This window comes from Metabacillus sp. 84 (assembly GCF_050107715.1).
In the GTDB taxonomy this organism is placed as follows: Bacteria; Bacillota; Bacilli; order Bacillales; family Bacillaceae; genus Metabacillus_B.
Map to the genome: position 1 here is coordinate 26,652 of NZ_JBNILN010000018.1, position 21,257 is coordinate 47,908.

Genomic DNA, 21,257 nt, shown 5'->3' on the forward strand with positions numbered 1-21,257 from the left:
AGCGGTTCAATCCCTTCTTTTTTTGATGAAATTATCCGATATACACTTGAAACGATGAAAGGATGATAAAGGCAGAAGCACAGAGCTGGATATACCCCAATACTTTTTTCTCCTGATTGATGTCTTCGAATGCCCTTGTAAGGAGAAAGGCTCCCAAAGAGAAAATCATCATCCCTTGAAAAGCAAAATTCTGCGATAGAAGATTATACGCAGCAAGCAGGAGTGTCAGAGCAAAGAAAAACCACTTAAGGATACTGAACACGATTTTATCCCTCCATATTTTTCTAAATTATAGCATGTGAGGGCTTTCCTGCTTAAAGATCCGTTAGCTGGAAGAGGATTTGAAGTCAAAAAAAGTGCCGTTTCTTTTATGAGAAATCGGCACTTTGTGAAGTTTGCACGTTATCGTGATGCTTTTGGGGGCTGGCATACATCGCACTTACGCTGGTTGTTGTTCTTGAATTTGGTAAAGGTTTTTTCAAATTGGCTGCCGCATGCACATTGGAATAGCAGCTTTTGAGAGAAACCATGATATTCCGCAGTCAGAAGCTTGCTTTCAGAATTTTTCCTTACAAATTCGCTGATTGTGCCAATCGTCCATCGTTTGTTCATTCGCATACACCTCTATAATTATTCGAAATGCGAAGATTTTTCTTTGCATCCGTTTGTTTAACATTGAGTGGTTTAGTATAACACGGTGTATGTCTGAATGAAATAGGGAACCATTTGAATTTAGTTTGCCCCTTCTTCTGCAGCATACATTGCTTTTGTGGCCGCAGAGGGCGGCTTCATCACTGCTGCCAGAAGAAGAATGGAAAGAAGAATCATTGCGGCGGCTCCCGAGACGATCACAGCCCTAAGCGGAAACCAGTCCCCGGAAATTCCGATCCCAAGAACACAAACGATTTGAAAAAGGGAAATTAACAATCCAAGTGCACTCCCCACTCGTCCCATTATGTCCGATGGCACGTGGTTTTGATAAAATGTCCAGATTCCGGTGTTTGCAAAAGCCATAGAAAAAGCAAGAATGAAAAAACCTGCGGCAGCCCATAAAAAGGAGGAGGAAAGGGAGTAGATGAAATAGCCTCCCGCAATCAGCATGCCACCCCAGCCAATCAATGCTGATGGCTGCAATCTGTTCACAGCTAATCTATTGATAACGGATCCCGTAAGCAATCCTATACCTGAGATGCTTACAAGCATGCCATAGGCGCTTTCGGAAAGCCCTAATATTTCCTGAGAAAATACGGCTTCCTGAGAGTCGAGAGCGGCTGCCATCATCATGAGTCCGCTGTACAGGAGATAAACAGCCATCACACTGCGCGCTGATTTCATATACCTCATCACCATTCTCCAGTCACTGGCCAAAACAGCTAACGAGAAATTTTTCCCTGGAGGATGTGCCTTCATTTCCAAGCTTGGCAAGAAAAAAAGCAGCAAACCCGATAGGGAAAACGATAAAGCGTTCGCAGCAAAGGCAAGCTCCGGCTTTCCAGCCATAAACAGCAGTCCCGCAAGAGCCGGACCCAATATGAAAGAACCGGACCAGGCAAGACTTTTGTAAGAGTTAAACACTTGCCTGCTTTCAGAAGGGATCAGCTTAACCGCGTAAGCAGACGCTGCCGGATCATAAAACGCATCCGCCATACAAATCACAAATACGAGCGCATAAATAACCGGAAGGGAAGGCGTGGTTAAAAGAAGCAGGACCAGAATCGCCCTGGCAAAGTCAAGTCCGATCATCAGATTTCTTTGAGAATAGCGGTCTATCAGGCTTCCAGCCCAAAACGAGGTCATCATGCCGGCTAGCGGACGAATGATGTACAGCCCGGCAACCGCTGCAGCCGAATCGGTCATTTGATAGACCAGCAAATTTAAAGGAATAAAATAAATCCAGTCACCAAGATTAGAGATTCCGGTGGAGCTTAAGAGAATGGCTGCTTTTCTGTTCATCAGAATCCCCCTAAATCGATATTTTATCCACTTTATACCAAGAGACCTGTGGAGGCAAGGGAAATTGTGAAATTTTAAGGAAAGAAAAAGGGAGAAAGAGCCGATGGGATCCATCAGCTCTTTCTCCTGTTCTTAATCACCCAGAATTCAGGAGGCCACAGGCATGCATTAAAAAGAAAAGGACCTCCGCAAAGAAGTCCGTTTCATTCTATGAGAGTTCCATAAAGTCGATGACGTCTCCGCCATCAAATCCTGCAGCCAATATGACTCCATCCGGAAATAGACCGGCATTGAGCTTAACATATTCCTTCACATAACTAATCACCAAAACTGTGCCAAGGAATAAGCCGGCAGGCAAATGATCCTCTAAAATCTGATAAATCGGTGCAAATACCGGGAGATATTGTTCCACAGATAACGGGGCGTAATCCTTTGAAAAAGCCCAGTCGCCTTCTTCATCCCATTCCTCTGCACCCGTTATGTAAAAGCTTATTGTATCGTCTGTCTCATACAATGCAAAGTGCATTGCCTCGATTTCAGCCGGAGGCTTTTTCTGTTGAAGCAGCTCTGTAAGCCATGTTTCAAACTCACGGTAGCTTGATTCGTAATGTTTTTTCATTTCCTGTATGTGCTCTTTTATGCCAAGCTTCCCTGCGCGATCTAAAGTCCATTGCTTTCCGTCATCCAGTCCGTGAACCTGTTCGATCGCATCATAAATGGCATCCGTAAAGGCTTCCGTCTTTGCCATGATTGATTCACTCCCTCTTTATTTCAGCAGCCTTCTGGTCCGCAGGCATTCCCTGGATTCGCTGCGCCGCCAGCCTGTTCTTCGATAGCCTGTTCGATCGCTTCCTTAGAATGAAGTCCCTGAAGCCTTTGATTTCCGATAATGAAAGTAGGTACCGCTTGGATCTCAGCTGATCGCGCATGATTCAGCGCTTCCTTGTGGTCTTGAACATACGTCCCGCCTGTAATTGCATCCTGAAATGCTGCCTCGTTTAACCCAAGCTCACGAGCGATCCCGGTCAGAATATTCATATCTCCAATATTTAAGCCTTCCTGCCAATAGGCCTTATATACTGCATCTACATAAGCGAGTCCCTCTCCGTGCTCCTTGGCAAACTGGTAGCCTTGATGGGCAAGATGTGTATGCGGAACCGGGTCCAGCTCCATCGGCAGCTCCATCTCAACACCAAAGCGCTTAGCTAGAGGCTGTACCGACTGCTGATAAGCCTGCTGAATGTAATCGCTTTTTGGAGACATCGCTTCCATTGGATATGGACGGAGCTCAAAAGGCATAAACTCCACTTCTGCATCCTTTCCCTCCACAGCCTGCTTGAGCGGGGTATCGCCTATAAAACAGAAAGGGCATACAAAATCAGAAAACACCTGAATTTTAACCGTCATTATTGATTCCTCCTCCCAATTGATAGACCTATTGTAGCAAAAGCAGCGAAGAAACACGATTTAAATGAATAACTTGTTGACAGACAAACGGAGTGGAAATATAATAGAGAAAGTCAGCTGAAAGAGGCTGTCATTACATATTGCGATTCCTTAGCTCAGCTGGGAGAGCGCTACCTTGACAGGGTAGAGGTCGCTGGTTCGAACCCAGTAGGAATCATACGTTGAAAGAGTTGCCTTTTGTGGCAGCTCTTTTTTTATGCAGCTAAACTTAATTCGGCCAATCCATCTATTGAAAAATCAAAGTATACGAAGATCTTCACCGTAATAAGCGTTCAATAAGTAGACAAAACCCTGCTATTTTCTCAATTTTAAATAAATAGGCAAATTTCGTTTATTTTTGTAAAAAAGTGGAGTAGTATTCAGTGTGTACCTACGATACTAAAGGAGGAACAACATGAAAAACAAATTTACAGCATTTATTGCTTCCGGGATGTTGCTTTCAGGATTGGCTCTTCCTTGGTCCGCAAGTGCAAATGAAGTCCAAAAGCCTGTTCAGCCGGCGGTTAAAGGTGTTTATTCAGATGAATGGGTGGATGCCGGGATTGAGAGAAGAAGTACGAAGTTTGAAAAATACTCAGCGGGCGCAGTCATTCAAACGCTTGGATTTGCTTTGAGTGTTCCTACAGCCAGCGTGAGCAACTATTTAGCCGGTCTCGTCAATATGGTCGTCTTAGGTGAATACAAAGTCGTTTACTTAAAGGATCATAAGTCTTTCAGAATGGCAGGGGCGACGCTTCAGGTAAAGCATGAGATTGAAGTGTACTCAGACAGCCACTATCAAAATAAAATCGGCGAGTATGAAATGATCACGAATGATACGGGCGGACCTAAATAAATGAACGGGAAGAGACTGGAGTGAACTCCAGTCTCTTGTTCTATTAAATGGAAATGAAAGAGAAAAGTAATCTTGGATGTAGATGCAAAATGAGCAGGATGATTGAGCGGATTGGGAGAGAATATTTTCGGTCTTTTTAGTCATTATTTTAAGCAAGTTTTGTTGCCTGGAAGCCGCTTTGGGTGTGCAAGCCACCCGTAATGGTCCTGAGTTGAGCAATTACATGGTTTCAGTTGGCTTTTTGGCTGGCCAAGGGGGCAATTGAATCATATCGACCGAGATTGTATTTTATCGACCTAATTTCGGCCGATATCGGCCGAAATTATTTTTTATCGGCCGAAATTTTATTAAATCGACCGTACTTAACCACATATCGACTATTCGTCAAATTTCGCGGCGGCCAGGAAAGCCCGGCCTTATTTTCTCCTCAGAAACGAAAAAGAGCATCGGAACCGATGCTCTTTTTCCTATTGATTATGAAAGACGGCATTTGAGATGAGTCTGAACAAATAATCTGTATGGTTTCTAAAGCCAGCTTCTATTCCTATTAGAGTGACCTGCTTATCTTTTTCGTGCACAATAACCGGCTGACCTTTAGCTGCTGAACGGTCTTTCCAGTGGCCGGCCGTGAAAAAGCTGTCTTCATTGGCAAAGGAGGCGGCAATGGTTGTATTTTCAGTGCTGGAAAACCAAACTGGCCCATATACGAAGCCCTCATCATTCTTGCTGTAGCCAGCTGAGAGAGGCGTTGAATGATAATCCACTTTCACAATTCCATTGCTGCTGGAGAAGCCTTTGTTGATTTCCACTGCTGTCAGCCCTGCGGATTTGGCAGCCTCTGCCCCTCCTGCTCCAATCGCAATAAAATGACCGCCTTGCTCCACAAATTGCTTGATTTCTTTATTGAATTTTTTCAGCTCCTCTTCACTTGATAACCCGAATTCTTTATTTGCTTCGCTTAAATTAAAGGAAGTAAGGCTGCTGCTTCCGCTGTATATAAAGGTGTCAAAGTCGTTCAATCCTTGCTTGGCTGCGTCCCTGGGATGAATTTCCGTTACATGGAACCCGAGACGTTCCAGAGCAAGTTTTGTACCTGAATGGGATTGAGCCTTTCCGATTCCGCCATCTTTTAAAATGGCAACTTTATGTTCTTTTACCGGCTCTGCATCTTCAGGAACTGGTTTTGAGCGTAAGGTTAATCCGGAATTCCGTACAGCCTTCCTGAGAACTTTTCCTTTTCCGTCCGCGTAAAAATTCCCATCGGGATCTTTATTAACAGCAATTCCTTGTTTTATGAGTGAATTGACTAGATGGACTGGATGAACAGATGTATTCGGAATAAAGTAGGGACCACTGCCAATCAATTTTCCGCGTGCACTTTTTTCACTCACTTCCTGTGTTTGAACAGATAATTCCTCTTCACTTTTAATCGCATCAAAGCCCCAAAGCTCAGACAGGTTCCAGGCTGCGATATCATACATTGCATCAATATCGTCAGTGATGTCCTCTCCTTCCCATAGGAAAGCGTTGGCAAGACCGGCCTTTGCCTGGTTAAGATCAACAATGTAGGTTCCTTTTTCGTAGCGCTTGCCCTTTGCACGAAACGGTTTTACAGCCTGCTCAACTTCCACATCGTTCTTCATTAGATGCTGCACAGCCTTTAGAACAGCGGTGTTGTCCGTTTTATTTTCCGGGATAATGTAGCTTTCAGGATAGAAGCCTTTTTCATTGTTTGGGTGTTCCCCTTTAACCCCGCGGTCAAAAACTTCCAGCTGGTCATGGAGCATCGCCTGCTTATTTTTCAAAGCAAATTGTAAAGCACCGGTTACGGCATCAACCTGCCATTTCACACCGTCCCAGTCATTTGCCGGTGCTTCCAGTGTATAGCCGAGACCGCCATGGAGCATGGCATAGGCCGGAGTATAAATGGGCGGATACACATCCCAGCCTGATTTTGAATCTCTAAGTGGAATATGAGTTCCCTCCATTGTTTTGTATAGGTCCGTTTTATACCCGGCTTTGCTTCTGACTAGGTTGGATTCCATCGCTTCAGCCTGCTGATTCATCCATTTATAAAGCAAATCATATTCATAATTCGGATTATGAGGCGGTGTACCCGGAAGAATCAGTCCGGGGTGCTTTTCTTCACCGCGCTGTCTTACGTAGCCGTGAAGGTCCAGAAGAACGAGGGGGTTAAGCTCCGCAATTTGCTTGACCACTGCCTTCGTTTCGGGCTGGGATTGGGTAATGAAATCCCGGTTTAAATCAATTCCGTTTCCATTAAAACGGGTAGCGTCCACCCGCCCATCCGGATTGGCATCGACATTGATAACGAGTGTAAAGTTCTTCAGGATGTCTTTTGTTTCCCGGTCATTTTTAAATCCGAATCGTTTAATCAAGCGGAGGGCTGCATCTGTACCGACAAATTCAGTTCCATGGATCGAGGCATGGATCAGAATAGGAGGCTTGATATCCGGGTTCGCTTTCAGGTAGCGCTGTGCTTTCTCGGGATTCTCATTCATCAGTTTCCGTAATCCTTTATATTTCAGCTGACCATGCTTCGATTTAGTATCTGAAATGGTAACGGTGTAGAGGTTTTTCCCGGAAGAAGATTTCCCTGTAATGTCCAATTGGATGCGGCTGCTTTGTTTTTGGAAAGCCTTTAATTTCCCTTCGAGAGCGTCATACGTTGTGTAGTCGTATTTCTCTGAATTGAAAAGGCTGTGTTTTCTTTCTGCCTCCTCAGCCAATGCCGCTGAAGGCAGCAGGCTTCCAATCAAACTCACACTTAGCAATAATGATAAAAAAGGTTTTTTGATCATTTCTGTCCTCCTAAACTTTTTTCAACATAAAAAGCCCCTTTCCAGAAAAGAAAGAGGCTTTGCACACAAAGGAATCCTCTCTCTTATCTGTCAGCTGAATGCTGCAAGAATTAGCACCGTGTTGACGATCATCAACCGGTTGCCGGGCTTCATAGGGCTTGTCCCTCCGCCTGCTCTTGATAAAAGAGTGTTCATATTGAATTAGTTCGAATTATAAAGGTTTCTAGGAAAGGGTCAATACATTTAGGCCAAAATGGTCCTTATGGTTTACAAGGAAATGGTAAAATAGGAAATATGCCCGTAAGAGGGCAGCAGTCAGAAGATTTGTTTTCCTCTGTCGCGAATTCATACGGGCAGCAGAATAGTCATTCGAAAAAAGCCAAAAAAGGAGAGCATGATCTTGAGCGAAGTATCGATTGAAAAAGCAGCTTTAGCAGATTCAGAGATTCTAACCAGCCTGATGAAGGAGACCTTTGACGCGGAGGCCCGAAGATGGCTTGCGGACAGTGACCCTTTCAGAGATTTCAATATCCAGCCACCGGGTTACCGATCGATTCACATGACGGAGTATAGCATTCAGGAACTCTCGTATTATAAAATACTTCATCAGGATAAAATTGCCGGCGGGCTTATCTTAACCATCTCCGGGAACATCTATGGCAGAATTGACCGTATTTTTGTAAGCCCTTCCTTACAGGGGAAAGGCATCGGTTCAAAGGCCCTTCAACTATTGGAAAAGGAGTTTCCACAGGTCACTTCATGGGAGCTGGAAACATCGAGCAGACAGCTGAATAATCATTATTTTTATGAAAAAGCAGGGTTTCAGAAAGTATATGAATCGGAAGACGAGTTTTGCTATGAAAAGCGAATGGACTCTGAAGATCCTTCAGTAAGAGTCCGTAATCAGGACTTGTCCGGCAAGCATTATGAAGATTGCAGAATGGCTGGAAGCAAGTATTATAAGGTGGATTTAGCGAGCAGTTCAATTGGCAACAGCAACGTTATGAATACTCATTTCAGCAATTGCAACATGAGTGGTACAAAATTCCAAAATATAAATTTCAGAAGCAGCCTGCTGGCGGATTTGAATCTCTCAGGCAGCCGGTTCGATCACGTTACGATGGGCGGAGTCCAGTTTAAAGATACGAGCCTTGATGGGAACGAGACACCGCTGACATTTGAAAGGTGTGATTTAGCAGGGGTCCGGATGGCAGGCTGCAGCTTAAAAGGTGCAGAGATTGACCAGTGTGATGTGTCTGATATGAAAATTAACGGGATTTCGGTTCAGGCTCTGTTCGAAGCATATGAAAGAACTGTGAATTCAGGACGATAAACCAAGCCCTATGCGCTTAAGGGCGGAGTGGCCAGTACCGGCTTTGAAATAACTCCCCTGATGGAGTTGAAACCGCTGAACCTGACGTCTCTGATCCCTGATTACAGGGGTCAGAAGCTGTCACCCTTTGATGTGGTGGTGGTCCGCACTGCCTGCTTATCATCCCCGCTCCCCAAAAATGTTTCACGGAACCGTAACGCTTTCTTCGATAAAGACCGATTCTTCAGCCAGATCAGTGCACAATCCGACCGGATTTCCCCGTTGCTTATCGAGACCGCCTTTAAGCCGCTGTCCGGAAAGGAGTGAAGGGTGGATTCTGGCAGAATGGCCGCACCGACACCTTCACGGACAAGCGATAATAGCATGGCAGCATCAGGACATTGGCAGACAATTCGGGGTTCCAGCCCGAGCTGCTGAAATTTGTTCAGGACCAGCTCATATAAACCAATTCCGCTAACACGGTGGAGGAGCATAAGCGGGAGTCCTGCCAGGTCTTCCATAGCAGCGGTTCCGTTCATTTTCCAATGCCCGGGAACAATGGCAACGAAGGGATCTTTGGAAAGAGGGAGAAAGTCAAAATCGTCCAGGTCAAGCGGCAGGCGGACCAGGGCTAATTCGATGGTCCGGCTGCGTAGATCCTCTGCCAGCCTGAAGGAATCTCCTTCGTGAAGGCGGAAAGAAACATTTGGAAAATGCGTGCGAAAAGAGCGGATTCGTTCAGGAATGAAGGAAAAACATGTTTTAACGCACCCGATGGAAAGCAGTCCGGTCAGACCGGCGCCCGCTTCCTTCACTTCAGAAACAGCAGCATCCATTTGAAGCAGCAGCGATTGGGCGCGGTCATAGAGGATGGAGCCGGCATCTGTCAGCTCCATTTTTTGCCGTTTCGTTCCAGCAGCAGAACGCCAAGCTCTTCTTCAAGGGTTTTAAGCTGATAGCTTAACGGAGGCTGGGCCATGTGCAGTTTCTTGGCAGCGCGGGTGACCTGGCCTTCTTCGGCAATGGTGCAAAAATAACGAAGCTGCTTAACGTCCAATCTCCTCATCCCTTCCATACTTTTTTTGTATAGGATTGCTGGAATTTCGGTATTTTTTCTATATCGTAGCACATGATAGAGTAGAATTGTAAGCGTTTCCATATAAAGTGAAAATTTATGGGTCCGGCTGATCGATCATACAAAAAGGAGAGAGTGCTTTGACTGGATATGAGGAGATTAAAAAGAGATTACGAGGTTCAATCGCTCCTGTTATTACCCCATTCCATAAGGATGGGTCGATTGATCTTACAGCGCTTAAGGATTTAATCCATTGGCATATTGAGAGCGGGAGCCACGGGATTTCGGTTACAGGGACAACGGGCGAACCAAGCTCCCTGACGGCTGAGGAAAGGGTCCGGGTAATGGGAGCTGCAGCAGAAGCAGTAAACGGCCGTGTTCCGTTTGTGCCCGGGACCGGATCCGTCAATCATGAAGAAACCCTTTATTTAACGAAAAAAGCACAGGAACTTGGGGCGGATGCAGCGATGGTTATTGTTCCTTATTATAATAAGCCCTCCCAGCATGCCCTTTATAAACATTTCAAAGCAGTGGCAGAGTCCGTTGAGATTCCCATCATCATTTACAACATTCCTGGCCGAACAGCTGTAAACCTGGAAGTGAAAACGCTGGCCCGTTTAGCGAAAGAAGTTCCGGGCATCATCGGTGTAAAAGAATCCAACAAGGATTTTGAGCATGTGAACCGGGTGCTGCTTGAATGCGGAAGAGATTTTCTGCTTTATTCAGGCATCGAGCTTCTTTGCTACCCGATGCTCGCTATTGGCGGGGCGGGTTACATTAGTGCTACGGCCAACATTGAGCCGCGAAAAGTGGCTGAAGTGTATAATGCCTGGAGTGAAGGGGATTTGAACCGCGCTTTAAGCCTCCATTATGAGCTAATGCCGCTGAACGATGTTTTATTCAAAGATACCAATCCGGCACCGCTCAAGGCAGCGCTTGGAATGATGGATAAAATTACGCCGGTTCTCCGCCTTCCGATGGATTTGCCGTCACAGGAGCTTCAGGATGAAATTCGCAGTGTTCTTAAAAAATACGTTGACCTGCCTGAAGGGGCAAAAGCTCAGTAGAGAAAGGAGGGAAAAGCAGGATGACCATTCAGTCCAAACCAAATGCAGCCGGAGCTGAGCACAAACAGCTCCAGCATGTGAAGCATTACATCAATGGGAAATTCATCAAATCAGAACAGACATTTGAGAACGTTAATCCATATACGAACCAGATCATTAACCATATTGCAGAAGGCAGAAAGCAGGAAATGGATTTAGCTGTTTCGTCCGCTAAGCGAGCTTTTGAAGAGGGGCCGTGGGGCTTTTTGAAGCTGGAAAAGAGGATGGCGTACATGGAGCACATCGCAGCATTAATAGAGGAAGAAATCGAGGAACTTTCCTATCTTGAATCTTTGGATACGGGTCTCCCGATCTCCCAAACTAGAAAAATGGCCTCGCGTGCTGCTGAAAATTTCCGGTTTTACTCAAGAATGGTTCAGACGAAGCTGCATGGGGAGGCCTATACAGCAGATGACCAGTTTCTCAATTATACAGTTTACAAGCCGCTGGGGCCTATTGGGTTAATCACCCCATGGAATGCGCCGTTTATGCTGGAAACATGGAAGATTGCCCCGGCGCTTGCCACTGGAAACACGGTTATTCTTAAACCGGCAGAGCTTTCTCCCCTGACTGCTGGCAAGCTTTCGGAGATCATTCATAAGGCAGAGCTGCCGCCAGGAGTATTTAACGTTGTTCACGGTTTTGGTGAAACCGCTGGCGCAGCGCTTGTGTCCCATCCGGATGTGAAGGCGATTTCCTTTACGGGTGAGACAAAAACAGGCTCTATCATTATTAAAAATGCAGCAGATACACTAAAGAAAACCTCGATGGAGCTTGGAGGAAAGTCTCCGCTGATTGTGTTTGAAGATGCGGATACCGACCGTGCGCTTGATGCAGCAGTGTGGGGGATTTTTTCATTTAATGGTGAGCGGTGTACAGCCAATTCACGCCTGCTCCTGCACAAGGACGTAAAGAGTTCATTCGTAGAGAAGCTAAAAGAACGAATAGAGAACATCGTTATGGGGGATCCCCTGAATTCTGATACTCAGCTTGGTCCTCTTATCGGAGTAGACCACTGCAGGAAAGTGAAGCGCTATATTGAACTGGCGGAAAAGGAAGGCTGTGACGTCGTTCAAGGCACGGTGCCGGAAAATCTAATGGATGGAAACTTTGTTCCGCCAACACTGCTGCTTAATGCGATGAATGAGATGAGAGTATGCCAGGAGGAAATTTTCGGACCGGTCATGTCGGTCATTGAATTTGAAACCGAGGAAGAAGCAATCCGGCTTGCAAACAGCGTGCCCTATGGCCTCGCCGGATACGTGTGGACAAATGATCTGAAACGGGGACATCGCGTGGCACAGGCTGTAGAAGCAGGAATGCTGTGGATTAATTCGCATAATGTACGTGACCTGCGGATTCCTTTTGGAGGCATGAAAGCAAGCGGGATCGGCAGGGAAGGCGGGCATTATGCTATTTTTGAATTTTATTGTGAGCCAAAGGTTATTCATACAGCGCTCGGGAATCATCACATTCCTCAGTTCGGAAAAAGAAAGGAGCTGTAATCAATGCCGGCTAAAACAGGAAAAGAATATATCGACCGCGTTGACAGTGCCCAGGCAGAAATCTGGATTCATGGAGCGAAAGCCGAGGGAAAGATATCGGAGCATCCTGCATTTAAAGGGGTGATGAAATCTCAGGCCGAGCTGTATGATATGCAGCATGATCCCAATAAAAATGAGTTTATGACTTATGTGTCACCGAAGACAGGAGAGAGGGTCGGGACTTCATTTATGCAGCCCTCAACAAAAGAGGAGCTGTCGGCAAGACGGAGGATGATGCAGGAGTGGGCGAGATATCACGGAGGCATGATGGGGCGCTCACCGGATTATATTAACGCTGGACTAATGGCTTATGGCGCGGCGGCTGAAATGTTCGGAGTACAGGATCCTCTTTATGCGAAAAACATGCTGAATTATTATGAATACGCAAGAGAGAACGATCTTTCGCTGACCCACACGCTTATTCAGCCGCAGGTTAACCGGGGTGTCAGTGCCTCCCGGCTGTCCGATCCGTTTACCGCTGCGAGAATAAAAGAAAAAAAACCGGATGGGGTCTTGATTAAAGGAGCAAGGCTTTTAGCAACTCAAGGCGGCATAACAGATGAAATCATGGTCTTCCCTTCCACCCTGCTAAAGCAGTCGGAGGAAGAAAACCCGTATGCGTATGCCTTCTGCATTCCGAATAACACACCGGGTCTTAAATTTATCTGCCGGGAATCCTTCGATTACGGAAAATCAGATTTTGATCACCCGCTCGGGTCCCGTTTTGAAGAAATGGATACGATTGTTGTCTTTGATGATGTCCTTGTGCCATGGGAACGTGTTTTTTCTCTGGGAGATGTAGCGGTGTGCAACCAAGCATACACAGAAAGCAGCGCTGTTGTTCATATGACACATCAGGTAGCAGCTAAAAATATTGCGAAAACAGAATTTATCCTCGGTATCCTGCAGCTTATGGCAGAAACGATCAACATCGGACAATATCAGCACATCCAGGAGAAGATTTCTGAGGTCATTATTGCACTTGAAACATTAAAGGCTTACTTGACAGCTTCTGAAGCCAATGCAAAGCTTGACCGCTGGGGAACGATGACCCCGGACTTTGCCCCTCTTAACGCTGCCCGGAACTACTTTCCGAAAATGTATCCGCGCTTTACTGAAATCATGCAGCTTATGGGAGCAAGCGGTTTAATGGCCATTCCATCAGAGGCAGATTTTTCTTCAGAGATCCGCCCTGATTTGGATCAATACCTTCAGTCTGCAACCGGGGATGCATACAGCCGCGTAAAGCTTTACCGCCTTGCCTGGGATGTATGCATGAGTTCCTTCGGGTCAAGACAAACCCTGTATGAACGGTTCTTTTTCGGCGATCCGGTGCGGATGGCGAGCGCACTTTACAGCGGATACGAAAAGCAGGAGCATGTAGACCGGGTTAAAGCCTTTTTGGACCGATCTGCTGAACTTATTAAGAATAACTAGAAGAGGGGGGAGGGAAATGACCGATTTTCATATTATCCGTCTGGCCCGCTCGGTGCTGAACGTGAAGGACTTGGAGCGTTCCAGGGAGTTTTACGTCAAAGCATTAGGGTTTGCGGAAACTGAACACACAGGTGAAGCCATCTATTTAAGAGGAATGGAAGAGCATACCCACCATAGTCTGGTTTTGAAAAAATCGGAAAAACACGGAGTGCATGCCCTTGGCTACAAGGTCAGATCAGAAGAGGATCTAGACCGGATTCAGTCCCTTTTTCAGGGTAAGGGACTGAAAACGAAGTGGCTTGAGAGGGGAACTCAGCATGCACTTGGAAGGGCGCTTCACGTCCATGATCTTTCCGGAATGCCTATTGAGTTTTTTTGCGAAATGGACGCCGCTGAGCGAATGCTTCAGCGCTATGATTTATACAGGGGTGCAAGAGTACAGCGCATTGACCATGCGAATTGCTCAGTTCCTGATGTGGAGGCTGCGTCCGGGTTTTATAGAAATGAGCTTGGCTTTTCCTGCTCGGAGTATACCGCCACAGAGGACGGGAGAATCTGGGCAGCCTGGCTTCACCGGAAGCAAACGGTACATGATCAGGCCTTTATGAATGGCGAAGGACCGCGGCTTCATCATATTGGCTTTTGGCTTCCGGATCCAATGGCGATCATTCACTGCTGTGACGTCCTGGCCTCTATGGGGTATGCCGGGAGCATTGAGCGGGGGCCCGGGCGGCACGGTTTATCCAATGCTTTCTTCCTGTATTTGCGTGATCCGGACGGATACCGCATTGAACTTTACAGCGGCGACTATTTAACAAGCGATCCGGATTTCAAACCCATTCGGTGGGATCTGAATGACCCGAGACGGCAGACCTTCTGGGGAACAAAAGCACCGGACAGCTGGTTTAATGAAACATCTCCGTTTCTGGATATAGAAACAGGCGAACCGATCCCGGTATCGGAGCCGGCATTAAAACAGCATAAGCCGGAATTTATGATATAGGAGGGGAGGATAAATGATCAAAGCAGCGATGATGAAAATCCCTGGCTCTTCGTTTTTGCAAGAAGTAAAGGTAAACGATCATGGAGATGTATTTCTGTATGGAAAGGCTGCCGTCACGGACAGGCGCCCGCTGGAATGCCCGATTATCGGAACGGTTTACGGTACGCTCTTAAACTTCAGCGGGGAACTGGAAGCACTGGGGGAGTCTATTTACAAGGCGCCTTACGAACAACCGCCAAAAGCTCCTGTTTTGTATATCAAGCCGGCTAATACCCTTACTGGGAACCTTTGTCCGGTTCCAATCCCAGAAGGTGAACGAGAGCTGCAGACTGGCGGTGCACTGGGCATCGTTATCGGGAGAACAGCTTCCAGAGTGAACGAAGAGGAAGCGCTTGAGTATGTAAAGGGGTATACGGTGGTTAACGATCTGACTATCCCCCATTCAAGTGTGCACCGGCCGGCTATTGTACAAAAATGCCGGGACAGCTTTTGTCCGGCCGGTCCATGGATTATCATGCGCCAGGAGGTGCCGGATCCCGGGGCACTCTCCATTCAAGTTTATGTGAATGAGGAATTGAAGCAGGAAACGGCAATGTCTGGGTTAATCCGTCCTGTTCAGAGCCTGATTGCTGAAGTAACCGAATTTATGACCTTACTTGAAGGTGATGTCCTTCTGGCTGGCGTCCCGGGAAATCCGCCGAGGGTAAAGGAGGGGGATGTTGTGAAAATCAGCATAACCGGCGTAGGAACACTGGAAAACCGTTTCATAAAAGAGGGAGAGCTATGAAAAGAGCGAGAGTAGCGTATGGGGGAAGCATTCACGAGGCTACAGAGAAAAATGGACAAATTATCCTGGGCAGCGGAATGACCGTCAAGGAAGAGGATGTCGTCTGGCTCCCCCCGCTGGAACCGGGCACGATTTTTGCCCTTGGATTGAATTATGCCGATCACGCTAAAGAACTTGCTTTTAAAGCCCCATCAGAGCCGTTGATCTTTCTAAAAGGCCCGAATACCTTAATCGGCCACAGAGGTTTAACAAAACGGCCTGCAAATGCCTCTTATATGCATTATGAATGCGAGCTTGCTGCCGTGATAGGCAAACAGGCGAGGAGAGTTAAGCAAAAGGATGCCTATGATTATGTTAAAGGCTATACAATAGCGAATGATTATGCCGTAAGGGACTACTTGGAAAACTATTACCGCCCCAATTTAAAAGTAAAAAACAGGGATGGCTGCACACCGATTGGCCCGTGGCTGACAGATGCGGAGGACATCCCTGATCCCATGAACCTGACACTGCGCACATTTATCAATGGTAACCTGACTCAGGAGGGAAGCACACGTCATATGGTTTTTACCATTCCCTATTTGATTGAATACTTGAGCGGGTTCATGACCTTGAATGAAAATGACATCATCCTTACCGGAACGCCGGAGGGGCTTGCCAATACTGCCGAAGGAGACGTCGTTATTGCAGAAATCGAGGGATTAGGAAGGCTTGTGAATACCATCGTTTCGGATGGAGAGGGAGGTTTGTGATGCCTCATATTATCGTAGAATATACGAGTAATATAAAGGATTCCGCAAGAATACAAGAACTGCTTAAGAAAATCAATGCCATTTTTTTAAGCAGAAGCGATCTTTTCCCAAAAGGCGGCATCCGTTCAAGAGCAATGGAAATCAGGCATTACTGGATAGCCGATGGCAAAGAAGATGACGCATTTGTCCATATCAGCCTCAAATTGGGGGCCGGAAGAGAGGAAGAAGATAAGCTGGCTGTCTGCGAAGCTTTATTCGGCATGGCTAAACAGCATTTCGCGGAGCTTTTTTCCAGCCGGTATCTCGCTTTGTCGATGGAGGTTAGTGAATTCAGTGAATCAGGAACATATAAATATAACAATATTCATAAGCGCTTTCAATAAAATCGTCTTCTGTCTAAGCACTTGCAGAACATGGATAATAGAAAAAACCGGGAATTCGCTTTCCCGGTTTTTATTACGCAGTATTTTCATTGTATCAAGCTGCTTACTTTACCAGTCTGACAAGCATATGGGCTAAGGCATGCTGCTCTTCCTTGTCTCCCACTTTCCATAGCTCTTTTAACAGATTTTCCTCTGAATTGCGGGGTTCCTCATGCTTGGCTAAATAGTCTGCAACTTTTTCCGCAGCTTTTGCCAGCTGCTCCTCATTCATCCCCAGTTTCTCACCCTTGCTTACTTTATCTGATAGATAGCTTTTAAACTGTTCAAAGTCCTGTAGAATACGATCCCTTTTTTCGGAGTCCATTTGATCAACTTTCTCATCCACATTGTTCACATTTGTGTTAGCCATTTCAAAATCCTCCTTTAATTGGTATAACTTACAATACCCCCTTGGATAAGTTGTAAACGCTGTAACTCTTAACTATACGTTTTGCTGAAGGTATGAATCAGCGAAACCCCGGCGGTCCTCCTTCATCCGCCGGTAAGCTCTCTTAATCCAAGGGCAATTCATTGATTTGGCCATCGGAATAAGGTATTATTATTTGTACATATTGTGGAAGGGTGACTAATTGCCATGAACAGCTAATCCTATTTAAAGAAGTTCCTATAGAGGGCGAAAACTTTTCTGAATGGGATAGGTGTGACCATAGATCTTAAGTGGAATGATACAGCTTCGAATGGCGGGGTCTGTACTCTTTTTGCTTTTGCGTGGCCTGCTATCTGGAGCTTGATAGCGGTTTTTTTATGTTCTTTACGGCCGTCATACTTTTAATACTGCATCAGAAAGAGAGGATTCATTATGACAGGTAATCAGCGAAAGCAGCTCATTATTTTGATGATTAACATGTTTATTGCGATTGGAAGTTTTGGGATCATCATTCCCATTCTGCCGGCCTATTTAAAATCAATTGACCAGGGAGGCATGGCGGCTGGTCTGATGATTGCTATTTTTGCAGGCGCGCAGCTTCTTTTCTCGCCGATCGCGGGCCGCTGGGCGGATCAGTACGGACGAAGAAAGATGATTGTGTATGGTCTTGCCGGCTTGACGCTTTCCATGTTTATTTTTTATGCGACCGACTCCATTTGGTTTCTTTACGCTTCTCGCGTTATTGGCGGAATTGGGGCAGCTCTATTAATTCCGGCTATTTTTGCCTACATTGCAGATATTACAACCATTGAGCAGCGGGCAAAAGGAAACAGCTATATTTCAGCATCTATGTCTTTGGGTATTGTGATCGGTCCCGGAGTCGGCGGATTCCTGGCAGAACTGGGACTGAAAATGCCTTTCCTTATTTCTGCCCTCGTTTCCCTGGTGGCTGTTTTATTCTCTGTCCTGGTATTAAAGGAAAGTGAGTCTATCCAGGCTCCTGAAGAAAATCATGTAAGCCCTGATACAGAGTCTATGCTAAGAAAGCTTGCTCTGTCTGTCAGGAAGCCATATTTCGTTCCGTTGGTCATCACTCTCATTATGAGCTTTGGCCTGATGGCCTATGAATCCGTACTCGGCCTTTTTGTAGACGATCAATTCGGGGCATCTCCGCAGGATATTGCATTCATGGTCACATCCACCGGGATTGTCAGTGTGGTTGTCCAGCTGTTTATTGTGAATTGGATTGTGGAGAAGTTCGGTGAAGGCACTGTTCTGAATCTATTCATAGCGCTGGCCGCTGCAGGATTTTTATTTTCTCTGTTTGCGGACGACTACATTCTGTTCTTCGGCATAACCCTAATTATTTTCCTGGCAACTTCTATCCTCAGACCTGTTTTAAATACACTGATTTCGAAAATGGCCGGGAATGAACAGGGATTTGCAATGGGCCTGAATAATTCATACATGAGTATTGGAAATGTACTGGGACCTACGTTTGCAGGCCTTTTATATGACGTCCAGATTTTATATCCTTTTATGCTTGGATTTGTACTCCTTATCTTTACACTGTTTATTACCATTGGCTGGCAGAGACAGACCCGCAAGAAATCTGCGCTGGTAAAATCTTAATTGGATCGTAACGAAATGTATCTATCACCCAAGAATACAGCCCGTGTTCTTGGGTTCTTTTATGCAAAAATTCCTCATAGCGATTCGTACAACTACGAGAAGCTACCGGATTATTCAGCCGGCAGCTCATCCAATTGTGACTGCTGTATCTTTTTGTTATGAATGATTGCCCTCAAATTTCTCGTTATATCGAGAATAAATTCCATTTCTTCTTTCGTGATTTTTATTCCATCTATATAAAGGGTAACCTTCTTTAATAGATCAGGGGAATCTAGGTTCATCTCTTGTATTTTGGCATTACCCCTATCTGTTTCCCATTGTTCTTCGTCATCTACAAAATAATTCAAGTCTTTAGAATAGACGGATGCTATTTTTGAAAGAAGGGTAAGTGAAGGCTGATTGATGCCTCGTTCAATCTTGGAAAGATTACTGGGATCATAATTGACTTTGTCAGCCAGATCTTTAAGGGTGTGCCCATTTTTTTTCCTGAGCTCTTTAATTTTTTTCATTACGGGATCCCTGCCTTATAAGTAATGATTTTTTCTCAGAAAACGGATGATACGCACCTTGTCGGCTGAAGCAGATCCTGGACAATGGTGATTGGGCAGCTCACTTCAAGGAACAATTAACCAAAATATATTCAGGAAAAAAAGGGAAAAACACAGAATGGTGTAATTAACCAAAATTCTGAGTCATACTATAGCTTTAGCGTTCATTTTTGGAAATCCATGCAAATTTAATTAACAAAGGCAATGAGATGAGAATGTGCTGCCTTTCATAAAAGAACCACCAGCCACTGAAAACATGTTACATGCTTCTGGGTTTTCTGAAGATTTGTCTAACCGAAGCATGTTCATGGAGAAAAAATGGCTGGGCATTTTTGGTGTGGATAGGGTAAAGCTGCTTAATACATCTAGTTTCAGCTGTTGATTGAGAGGAAAGTTTGAGGCTTCTGCGTAAACAGCGCCCGCTACGGAAATCAACAGACAAGTACTGCGGAGCTCTCGAGATTATATTTAACTCATTATTAAAATTCATGCTGCTTCACCTTTTTGCGCTTGTTCTTTAAAATGGGCTTTCAGGTGTTTCTTTTTGTCAGTATTCCTTTGCATTTAATGGACTATCCATCAATTTGTTACAGGCACTTCCTATAGGTAGACGTTTGGAGAAGAACTCCAAACGTCTTTTTTAGATCTAACCATTAAAGCTGGAGCCTGGAAAGTGCCCGGCCGGTTTTCTTCTTCTTCTACTAAGGGTAAAGAATGAAAATACATAATGATCCATTTGAGGTTAGGATTCGTTATTTAACTATAGGTTCTGAACCTTAAGCGAAGAAGGAGTGCAAAAAATTATGAGAACAATCCATATCGGTATGGAAAAAATGGATATGCCTCAAATTGGGGAAACAAAACGTGAACTTTTTCATTCAGTTAAAACGGTGGATTTGGCTGTGTCTATAAAAAACACCTCCACGGAGCTATTCGATCTAATCCTCGTATCAGAGGATATATGGAAGGACGGCCCAGATGAGGTTTTGCCGAAGCTAAAGAATGAACTTTTAAATGATTATGGAGTTCTTTTGCCGATACTGGATGCAGAGGTGTCGAGTAAAGTTGATTTGCTCTATCATGCAGGTGCGGAGGATTACATGGTGCTGCCTGTAACGAAGACAAAAATATTATTCAGTTTGGGCGTTAAGGCGAATCAGGCGGCTGAAAGTAAAAGAGTGGCTGAATTGATGAAGGAGATAATGGACCTTCAGCAGGCCAATGAGCAGCTTAAAAGCATTGCGGATTTAGATGCATTAACCGGGATCTATAACCGCCGTTACTTTCATTCCTACCTTTCATCTAAATGGAAAGAAGCAATCCATCCTCCTCAAAGAAAATTATCGGTCATTATGGCTGATATCGATTCATTTAAATCTTTTAATGATACGTATGGCCATATTAAGGGCGATGAGTGTATCAGGGAGGTGGCTAAAAGCCTGGAACAATCTGCAAGGAAGATGGGAGGGTTAGCAGCAAGATATGGAGGGGAAGAGTTTGTCATCATTCTAGAGGATCGGCCTGATAAAGATGTTGAGATTCTGGCAGAAGAAATCCGAAGCGCAGTTGAAAATATAAAAATTAAAATAGATGGCGGGCTGGAGCAGGGAGTGACGATCAGCCTGGGGGCAGCCAGCCTGTTTATTAAAGAGGGCAATTCCTACCTTGACTTAATGAACGAGGCAGACCGTAGACTATATGAGGCAAAAAGCTTTGGTGGAAATCGTGTCAAAACAGCAGAAGCCAGTTAAGTCAGTGAAAAAGGGATAAAAGTCCTTTTAGTTTCCTTATTCCGTCATTTGATGTCATTCTTTTCTGTTTTTTTAAGGGGAAACATTTCGGAAAGGGTTCAAAACTCCTCCTTAAGGGTAATATTTGCTAAAAGCTATGACCTGATGTGCTTACATTCTGCAGAATGCTAATCTTACAGATTTTCCGAACGGGAAAGCCCATTCCTTTAGGTGTGAGATGAAAGTGAGGTCGGATACGGAGTACCACTGAAAACCGTAAGGTTTGTGGTGCTTCAAGCATCCGAAATGTTTTGTTCTTTTTTTATTGTCGCATTGAATCAGTTTTTAAATAAAACTGATACAATAAACCTATGAATGAATATAGAAGAACAAGTACAACCGTATCATTGCTCAACTATCATTTTGTCTTTTGTCCTCGGTATC

21 protein-coding genes, 1 tRNA gene, 1 pseudogene and 1 riboswitch are annotated in these 21,257 nt (G+C 45.2%); of the genes and pseudogenes, 13 read left to right on the forward strand and 10 right to left on the reverse strand.

Features of this window, described 5'->3' with window-relative positions:
* Positions 1 to 31 precede the first annotated feature (31 nt).
* From ACQCV8_RS19060 to ACQCV8_RS19080, 5 genes are all read right to left on the reverse strand, one after another.
* Positions 32 to 262 (reverse strand): hypothetical protein, encoded by a 231-nt coding sequence (locus tag ACQCV8_RS19060; protein ID WP_426847046.1) that lies wholly within the window; start codon positions 260 to 262, stop codon positions 32 to 34.
* Between the two features lie 140 nt (positions 263 to 402).
* Positions 403 to 612 (reverse strand): hypothetical protein, encoded by a 210-nt coding sequence (locus ACQCV8_RS19065; protein ID WP_426847047.1) that lies wholly within the window; start codon positions 610 to 612, stop codon positions 403 to 405.
* Positions 613 to 732: 120 nt separating this feature from the next.
* Positions 733 to 1,953 carry an MFS transporter gene (locus tag ACQCV8_RS19070; protein WP_426847048.1) on the reverse strand — a complete coding sequence of 407 codons (1,221 nt, stop codon included), beginning with the start codon at positions 1,951 to 1,953 and terminating at the stop codon, positions 733 to 735.
* A gap of 208 nt (positions 1,954 to 2,161) precedes the next feature.
* Positions 2,162 to 2,701, reverse strand: coding sequence for a hypothetical protein (locus ACQCV8_RS19075; protein WP_426847049.1), 540 nt, complete (start codon positions 2,699 to 2,701; stop codon positions 2,162 to 2,164).
* Between the two features lie 23 nt (positions 2,702 to 2,724).
* On the reverse strand, positions 2,725 to 3,360 hold the full coding sequence (locus tag ACQCV8_RS19080; protein WP_426847050.1) for a DsbA family oxidoreductase: 636 nt from the start codon (positions 3,358 to 3,360) through the stop codon (positions 2,725 to 2,727).
* A 144-nt stretch (positions 3,361 to 3,504) separates the two neighbouring features.
* Here ACQCV8_RS19080 and ACQCV8_RS19085 point away from each other — a divergent pair.
* Positions 3,505 to 3,577 (forward strand) — tRNA-Val (locus ACQCV8_RS19085).
* A gap of 237 nt (positions 3,578 to 3,814) precedes the next feature.
* Positions 3,815 to 4,255, forward strand: a complete 441-nt coding sequence (locus tag ACQCV8_RS19090) for a hypothetical protein (RefSeq protein ID WP_426847051.1) — start codon at positions 3,815 to 3,817, stop codon at positions 4,253 to 4,255.
* A gap of 467 nt (positions 4,256 to 4,722) precedes the next feature.
* Here ACQCV8_RS19090 and ACQCV8_RS19095 read toward each other — a convergent pair whose 3' ends face one another.
* The gene (locus tag ACQCV8_RS19095) at positions 4,723 to 7,077 is read right to left on the reverse strand and encodes a M14 family zinc carboxypeptidase (protein WP_426847052.1); all 2,355 of its coding nucleotides are present in this window, start codon (positions 7,075 to 7,077) and stop codon (positions 4,723 to 4,725) included.
* 80 nt (positions 7,078 to 7,157) lie between these two features.
* Positions 7,158 to 7,263, reverse strand: a riboswitch (SAM riboswitch).
* Between the two features lie 274 nt (positions 7,264 to 7,537).
* Here ACQCV8_RS19095 and ACQCV8_RS19100 point away from each other — a divergent pair.
* Complete coding sequence (locus tag ACQCV8_RS19100; protein ID WP_426847067.1) at positions 7,538 to 8,410, forward strand: GNAT family N-acetyltransferase; 873 nt, start codon at positions 7,538 to 7,540, stop codon at positions 8,408 to 8,410.
* A 110-nt stretch (positions 8,411 to 8,520) separates the two neighbouring features.
* Here ACQCV8_RS19100 and ACQCV8_RS19105 read toward each other — a convergent pair whose 3' ends face one another.
* Together ACQCV8_RS19105 and ACQCV8_RS19110 are read right to left on the reverse strand one after the other, a co-directional pair.
* Positions 8,521 to 9,285: a LysR substrate-binding domain-containing protein gene (locus ACQCV8_RS19105; RefSeq protein WP_426847053.1), complete on the reverse strand. Its 765-nt coding sequence runs from the start codon at positions 9,283 to 9,285 to the stop codon at positions 8,521 to 8,523.
* Positions 9,276 to 9,446: a LysR family transcriptional regulator gene (locus ACQCV8_RS19110; RefSeq protein WP_426847054.1), complete on the reverse strand. Its 171-nt coding sequence runs from the start codon at positions 9,444 to 9,446 to the stop codon at positions 9,276 to 9,278. The genes ACQCV8_RS19105 and ACQCV8_RS19110 overlap by 10 nt, the downstream gene beginning before the upstream one ends.
* A gap of 158 nt (positions 9,447 to 9,604) precedes the next feature.
* On the opposite strand from ACQCV8_RS19110, the gene hpaI reads away from it, so the two are divergent.
* Genes hpaI through ACQCV8_RS19145 form a run of 7 tightly spaced genes read left to right on the forward strand, consistent with a single transcriptional unit; the run spans position 9,605 to position 16,476 of the window.
* A complete protein-coding gene (gene hpaI / locus ACQCV8_RS19115) occupies positions 9,605 to 10,531 on the forward strand; it encodes a 2,4-dihydroxyhept-2-ene-1,7-dioic acid aldolase (protein ID WP_426847055.1) in 927 nt (308 codons plus the stop codon).
* A gap of 20 nt (positions 10,532 to 10,551) precedes the next feature.
* Positions 10,552 to 12,075 carry a 5-carboxymethyl-2-hydroxymuconate semialdehyde dehydrogenase gene (gene hpaE, locus ACQCV8_RS19120; protein WP_426847056.1) on the forward strand — a complete coding sequence of 508 codons (1,524 nt, stop codon included), beginning with the start codon at positions 10,552 to 10,554 and terminating at the stop codon, positions 12,073 to 12,075.
* A gap of 3 nt (positions 12,076 to 12,078) precedes the next feature.
* Positions 12,079 to 13,551 carry a 4-hydroxyphenylacetate 3-monooxygenase, oxygenase component gene (gene hpaB / locus ACQCV8_RS19125; protein ID WP_426847057.1) on the forward strand — a complete coding sequence of 491 codons (1,473 nt, stop codon included), beginning with the start codon at positions 12,079 to 12,081 and terminating at the stop codon, positions 13,549 to 13,551.
* Positions 13,552 to 13,567: 16 nt separating this feature from the next.
* A complete protein-coding gene (gene hpaD, locus ACQCV8_RS19130; RefSeq protein WP_426847058.1) occupies positions 13,568 to 14,554 on the forward strand; it encodes a 3,4-dihydroxyphenylacetate 2,3-dioxygenase in 987 nt (328 codons plus the stop codon).
* 13 nt (positions 14,555 to 14,567) lie between these two features.
* Complete coding sequence (locus ACQCV8_RS19135; RefSeq protein ID WP_426847059.1) at positions 14,568 to 15,341, forward strand: fumarylacetoacetate hydrolase family protein; 774 nt, start codon at positions 14,568 to 14,570, stop codon at positions 15,339 to 15,341.
* Positions 15,338 to 16,093: a fumarylacetoacetate hydrolase family protein gene (locus ACQCV8_RS19140; protein ID WP_426847060.1), complete on the forward strand. Its 756-nt coding sequence runs from the start codon at positions 15,338 to 15,340 to the stop codon at positions 16,091 to 16,093. The genes ACQCV8_RS19135 and ACQCV8_RS19140 overlap by 4 nt, the downstream gene beginning before the upstream one ends.
* Positions 16,093 to 16,476 carry a 5-carboxymethyl-2-hydroxymuconate Delta-isomerase gene (locus ACQCV8_RS19145; protein ID WP_426847061.1) on the forward strand — a complete coding sequence of 128 codons (384 nt, stop codon included), beginning with the start codon at positions 16,093 to 16,095 and terminating at the stop codon, positions 16,474 to 16,476. The genes ACQCV8_RS19140 and ACQCV8_RS19145 overlap by 1 nt, the downstream gene beginning before the upstream one ends.
* 103 nt (positions 16,477 to 16,579) lie before the next feature.
* Here the strand turns inward: ACQCV8_RS19145 and ACQCV8_RS19150 are convergent, their stop codons facing one another.
* Positions 16,580 to 16,885 (reverse strand): DUF3243 domain-containing protein, encoded by a 306-nt coding sequence (locus ACQCV8_RS19150; RefSeq protein ID WP_426847062.1) that lies wholly within the window; start codon positions 16,883 to 16,885, stop codon positions 16,580 to 16,582.
* A gap of 450 nt (positions 16,886 to 17,335) precedes the next feature.
* Between ACQCV8_RS19150 and ACQCV8_RS19155 the strand changes: the two genes are divergently transcribed.
* On the forward strand, positions 17,336 to 18,535 hold the full coding sequence (locus tag ACQCV8_RS19155; RefSeq protein WP_426847063.1) for an MFS transporter: 1,200 nt from the start codon (positions 17,336 to 17,338) through the stop codon (positions 18,533 to 18,535).
* Between the two features lie 110 nt (positions 18,536 to 18,645).
* Here ACQCV8_RS19155 and ACQCV8_RS19160 read toward each other — a convergent pair whose 3' ends face one another.
* Positions 18,646 to 19,044, reverse strand: a complete 399-nt coding sequence (locus ACQCV8_RS19160; RefSeq protein WP_426847064.1) for a helix-turn-helix domain-containing protein — start codon at positions 19,042 to 19,044, stop codon at positions 18,646 to 18,648.
* Positions 19,045 to 19,886: 842 nt separating this feature from the next.
* On the opposite strand from ACQCV8_RS19160, the gene ACQCV8_RS19165 reads away from it, so the two are divergent.
* Together ACQCV8_RS19165 and ACQCV8_RS19170 are read left to right on the forward strand one after the other, a co-directional pair.
* Positions 19,887 to 20,834, forward strand: coding sequence for a GGDEF domain-containing protein (locus ACQCV8_RS19165; protein WP_426847065.1), 948 nt, complete (start codon positions 19,887 to 19,889; stop codon positions 20,832 to 20,834).
* 350 nt (positions 20,835 to 21,184) lie between these two features.
* A pseudogene (locus ACQCV8_RS19170) lies at positions 21,185 to 21,257 on the forward strand (IS200/IS605 family transposase); the annotation flags it as partial.

Excerpts from the sequence above, each read along its gene's own strand:
- hpaB (WP_426847057.1), top strand. The coding sequence starts at position 12,079 with ATGCCGGCTAAAACAGGAAAAGAATATATCGACCGCGTTGACAGTGCC.
- ACQCV8_RS19135 (WP_426847059.1), top strand. The coding sequence starts at position 14,568 with ATGATCAAAGCAGCGATGATGAAAATCCCTGGCTCTTCGTTTTTGCAA.
- ACQCV8_RS19165 (WP_426847065.1), top strand. The coding sequence starts at position 19,887 with ATGAGAACAATCCATATCGGTATGGAAAAAATGGATATGCCTCAAATT.
- ACQCV8_RS19070 (WP_426847048.1), bottom strand. The coding sequence starts at position 1,953 with ATGAACAGAAAAGCAGCCATTCTCTTAAGCTCCACCGGAATCTCTAAT.
- ACQCV8_RS19100 (WP_426847067.1), top strand. The coding sequence starts at position 7,538 with ATGAAGGAGACCTTTGACGCGGAGGCCCGAAGATGGCTTGCGGACAGT.
- ACQCV8_RS19145 (WP_426847061.1), top strand. The coding sequence starts at position 16,093 with ATGCCTCATATTATCGTAGAATATACGAGTAATATAAAGGATTCCGCA.
- ACQCV8_RS19140 (WP_426847060.1), top strand. The coding sequence starts at position 15,338 with ATGAAAAGAGCGAGAGTAGCGTATGGGGGAAGCATTCACGAGGCTACA.
- ACQCV8_RS19105 (WP_426847053.1), bottom strand. The coding sequence starts at position 9,285 with ATGGAGCTGACAGATGCCGGCTCCATCCTCTATGACCGCGCCCAATCG.
- hpaE (WP_426847056.1), top strand. The coding sequence starts at position 10,552 with ATGACCATTCAGTCCAAACCAAATGCAGCCGGAGCTGAGCACAAACAG.
- ACQCV8_RS19080 (WP_426847050.1), bottom strand. The coding sequence starts at position 3,360 with ATGACGGTTAAAATTCAGGTGTTTTCTGATTTTGTATGCCCTTTCTGT.
- ACQCV8_RS19095 (WP_426847052.1), bottom strand. The coding sequence starts at position 7,077 with ATGATCAAAAAACCTTTTTTATCATTATTGCTAAGTGTGAGTTTGATT.
- ACQCV8_RS19075 (WP_426847049.1), bottom strand. The coding sequence starts at position 2,701 with ATGGCAAAGACGGAAGCCTTTACGGATGCCATTTATGATGCGATCGAA.
- hpaD (WP_426847058.1), top strand. The coding sequence starts at position 13,568 with ATGACCGATTTTCATATTATCCGTCTGGCCCGCTCGGTGCTGAACGTG.
- ACQCV8_RS19160 (WP_426847064.1), bottom strand. The coding sequence starts at position 19,044 with ATGAAAAAAATTAAAGAGCTCAGGAAAAAAAATGGGCACACCCTTAAA.
- ACQCV8_RS19150 (WP_426847062.1), bottom strand. The coding sequence starts at position 16,885 with ATGGCTAACACAAATGTGAACAATGTGGATGAGAAAGTTGATCAAATG.
- ACQCV8_RS19155 (WP_426847063.1), top strand. The coding sequence starts at position 17,336 with ATGACAGGTAATCAGCGAAAGCAGCTCATTATTTTGATGATTAACATG.
- ACQCV8_RS19065 (WP_426847047.1), bottom strand. The coding sequence starts at position 612 with ATGAACAAACGATGGACGATTGGCACAATCAGCGAATTTGTAAGGAAA.
- ACQCV8_RS19090 (WP_426847051.1), top strand. The coding sequence starts at position 3,815 with ATGAAAAACAAATTTACAGCATTTATTGCTTCCGGGATGTTGCTTTCA.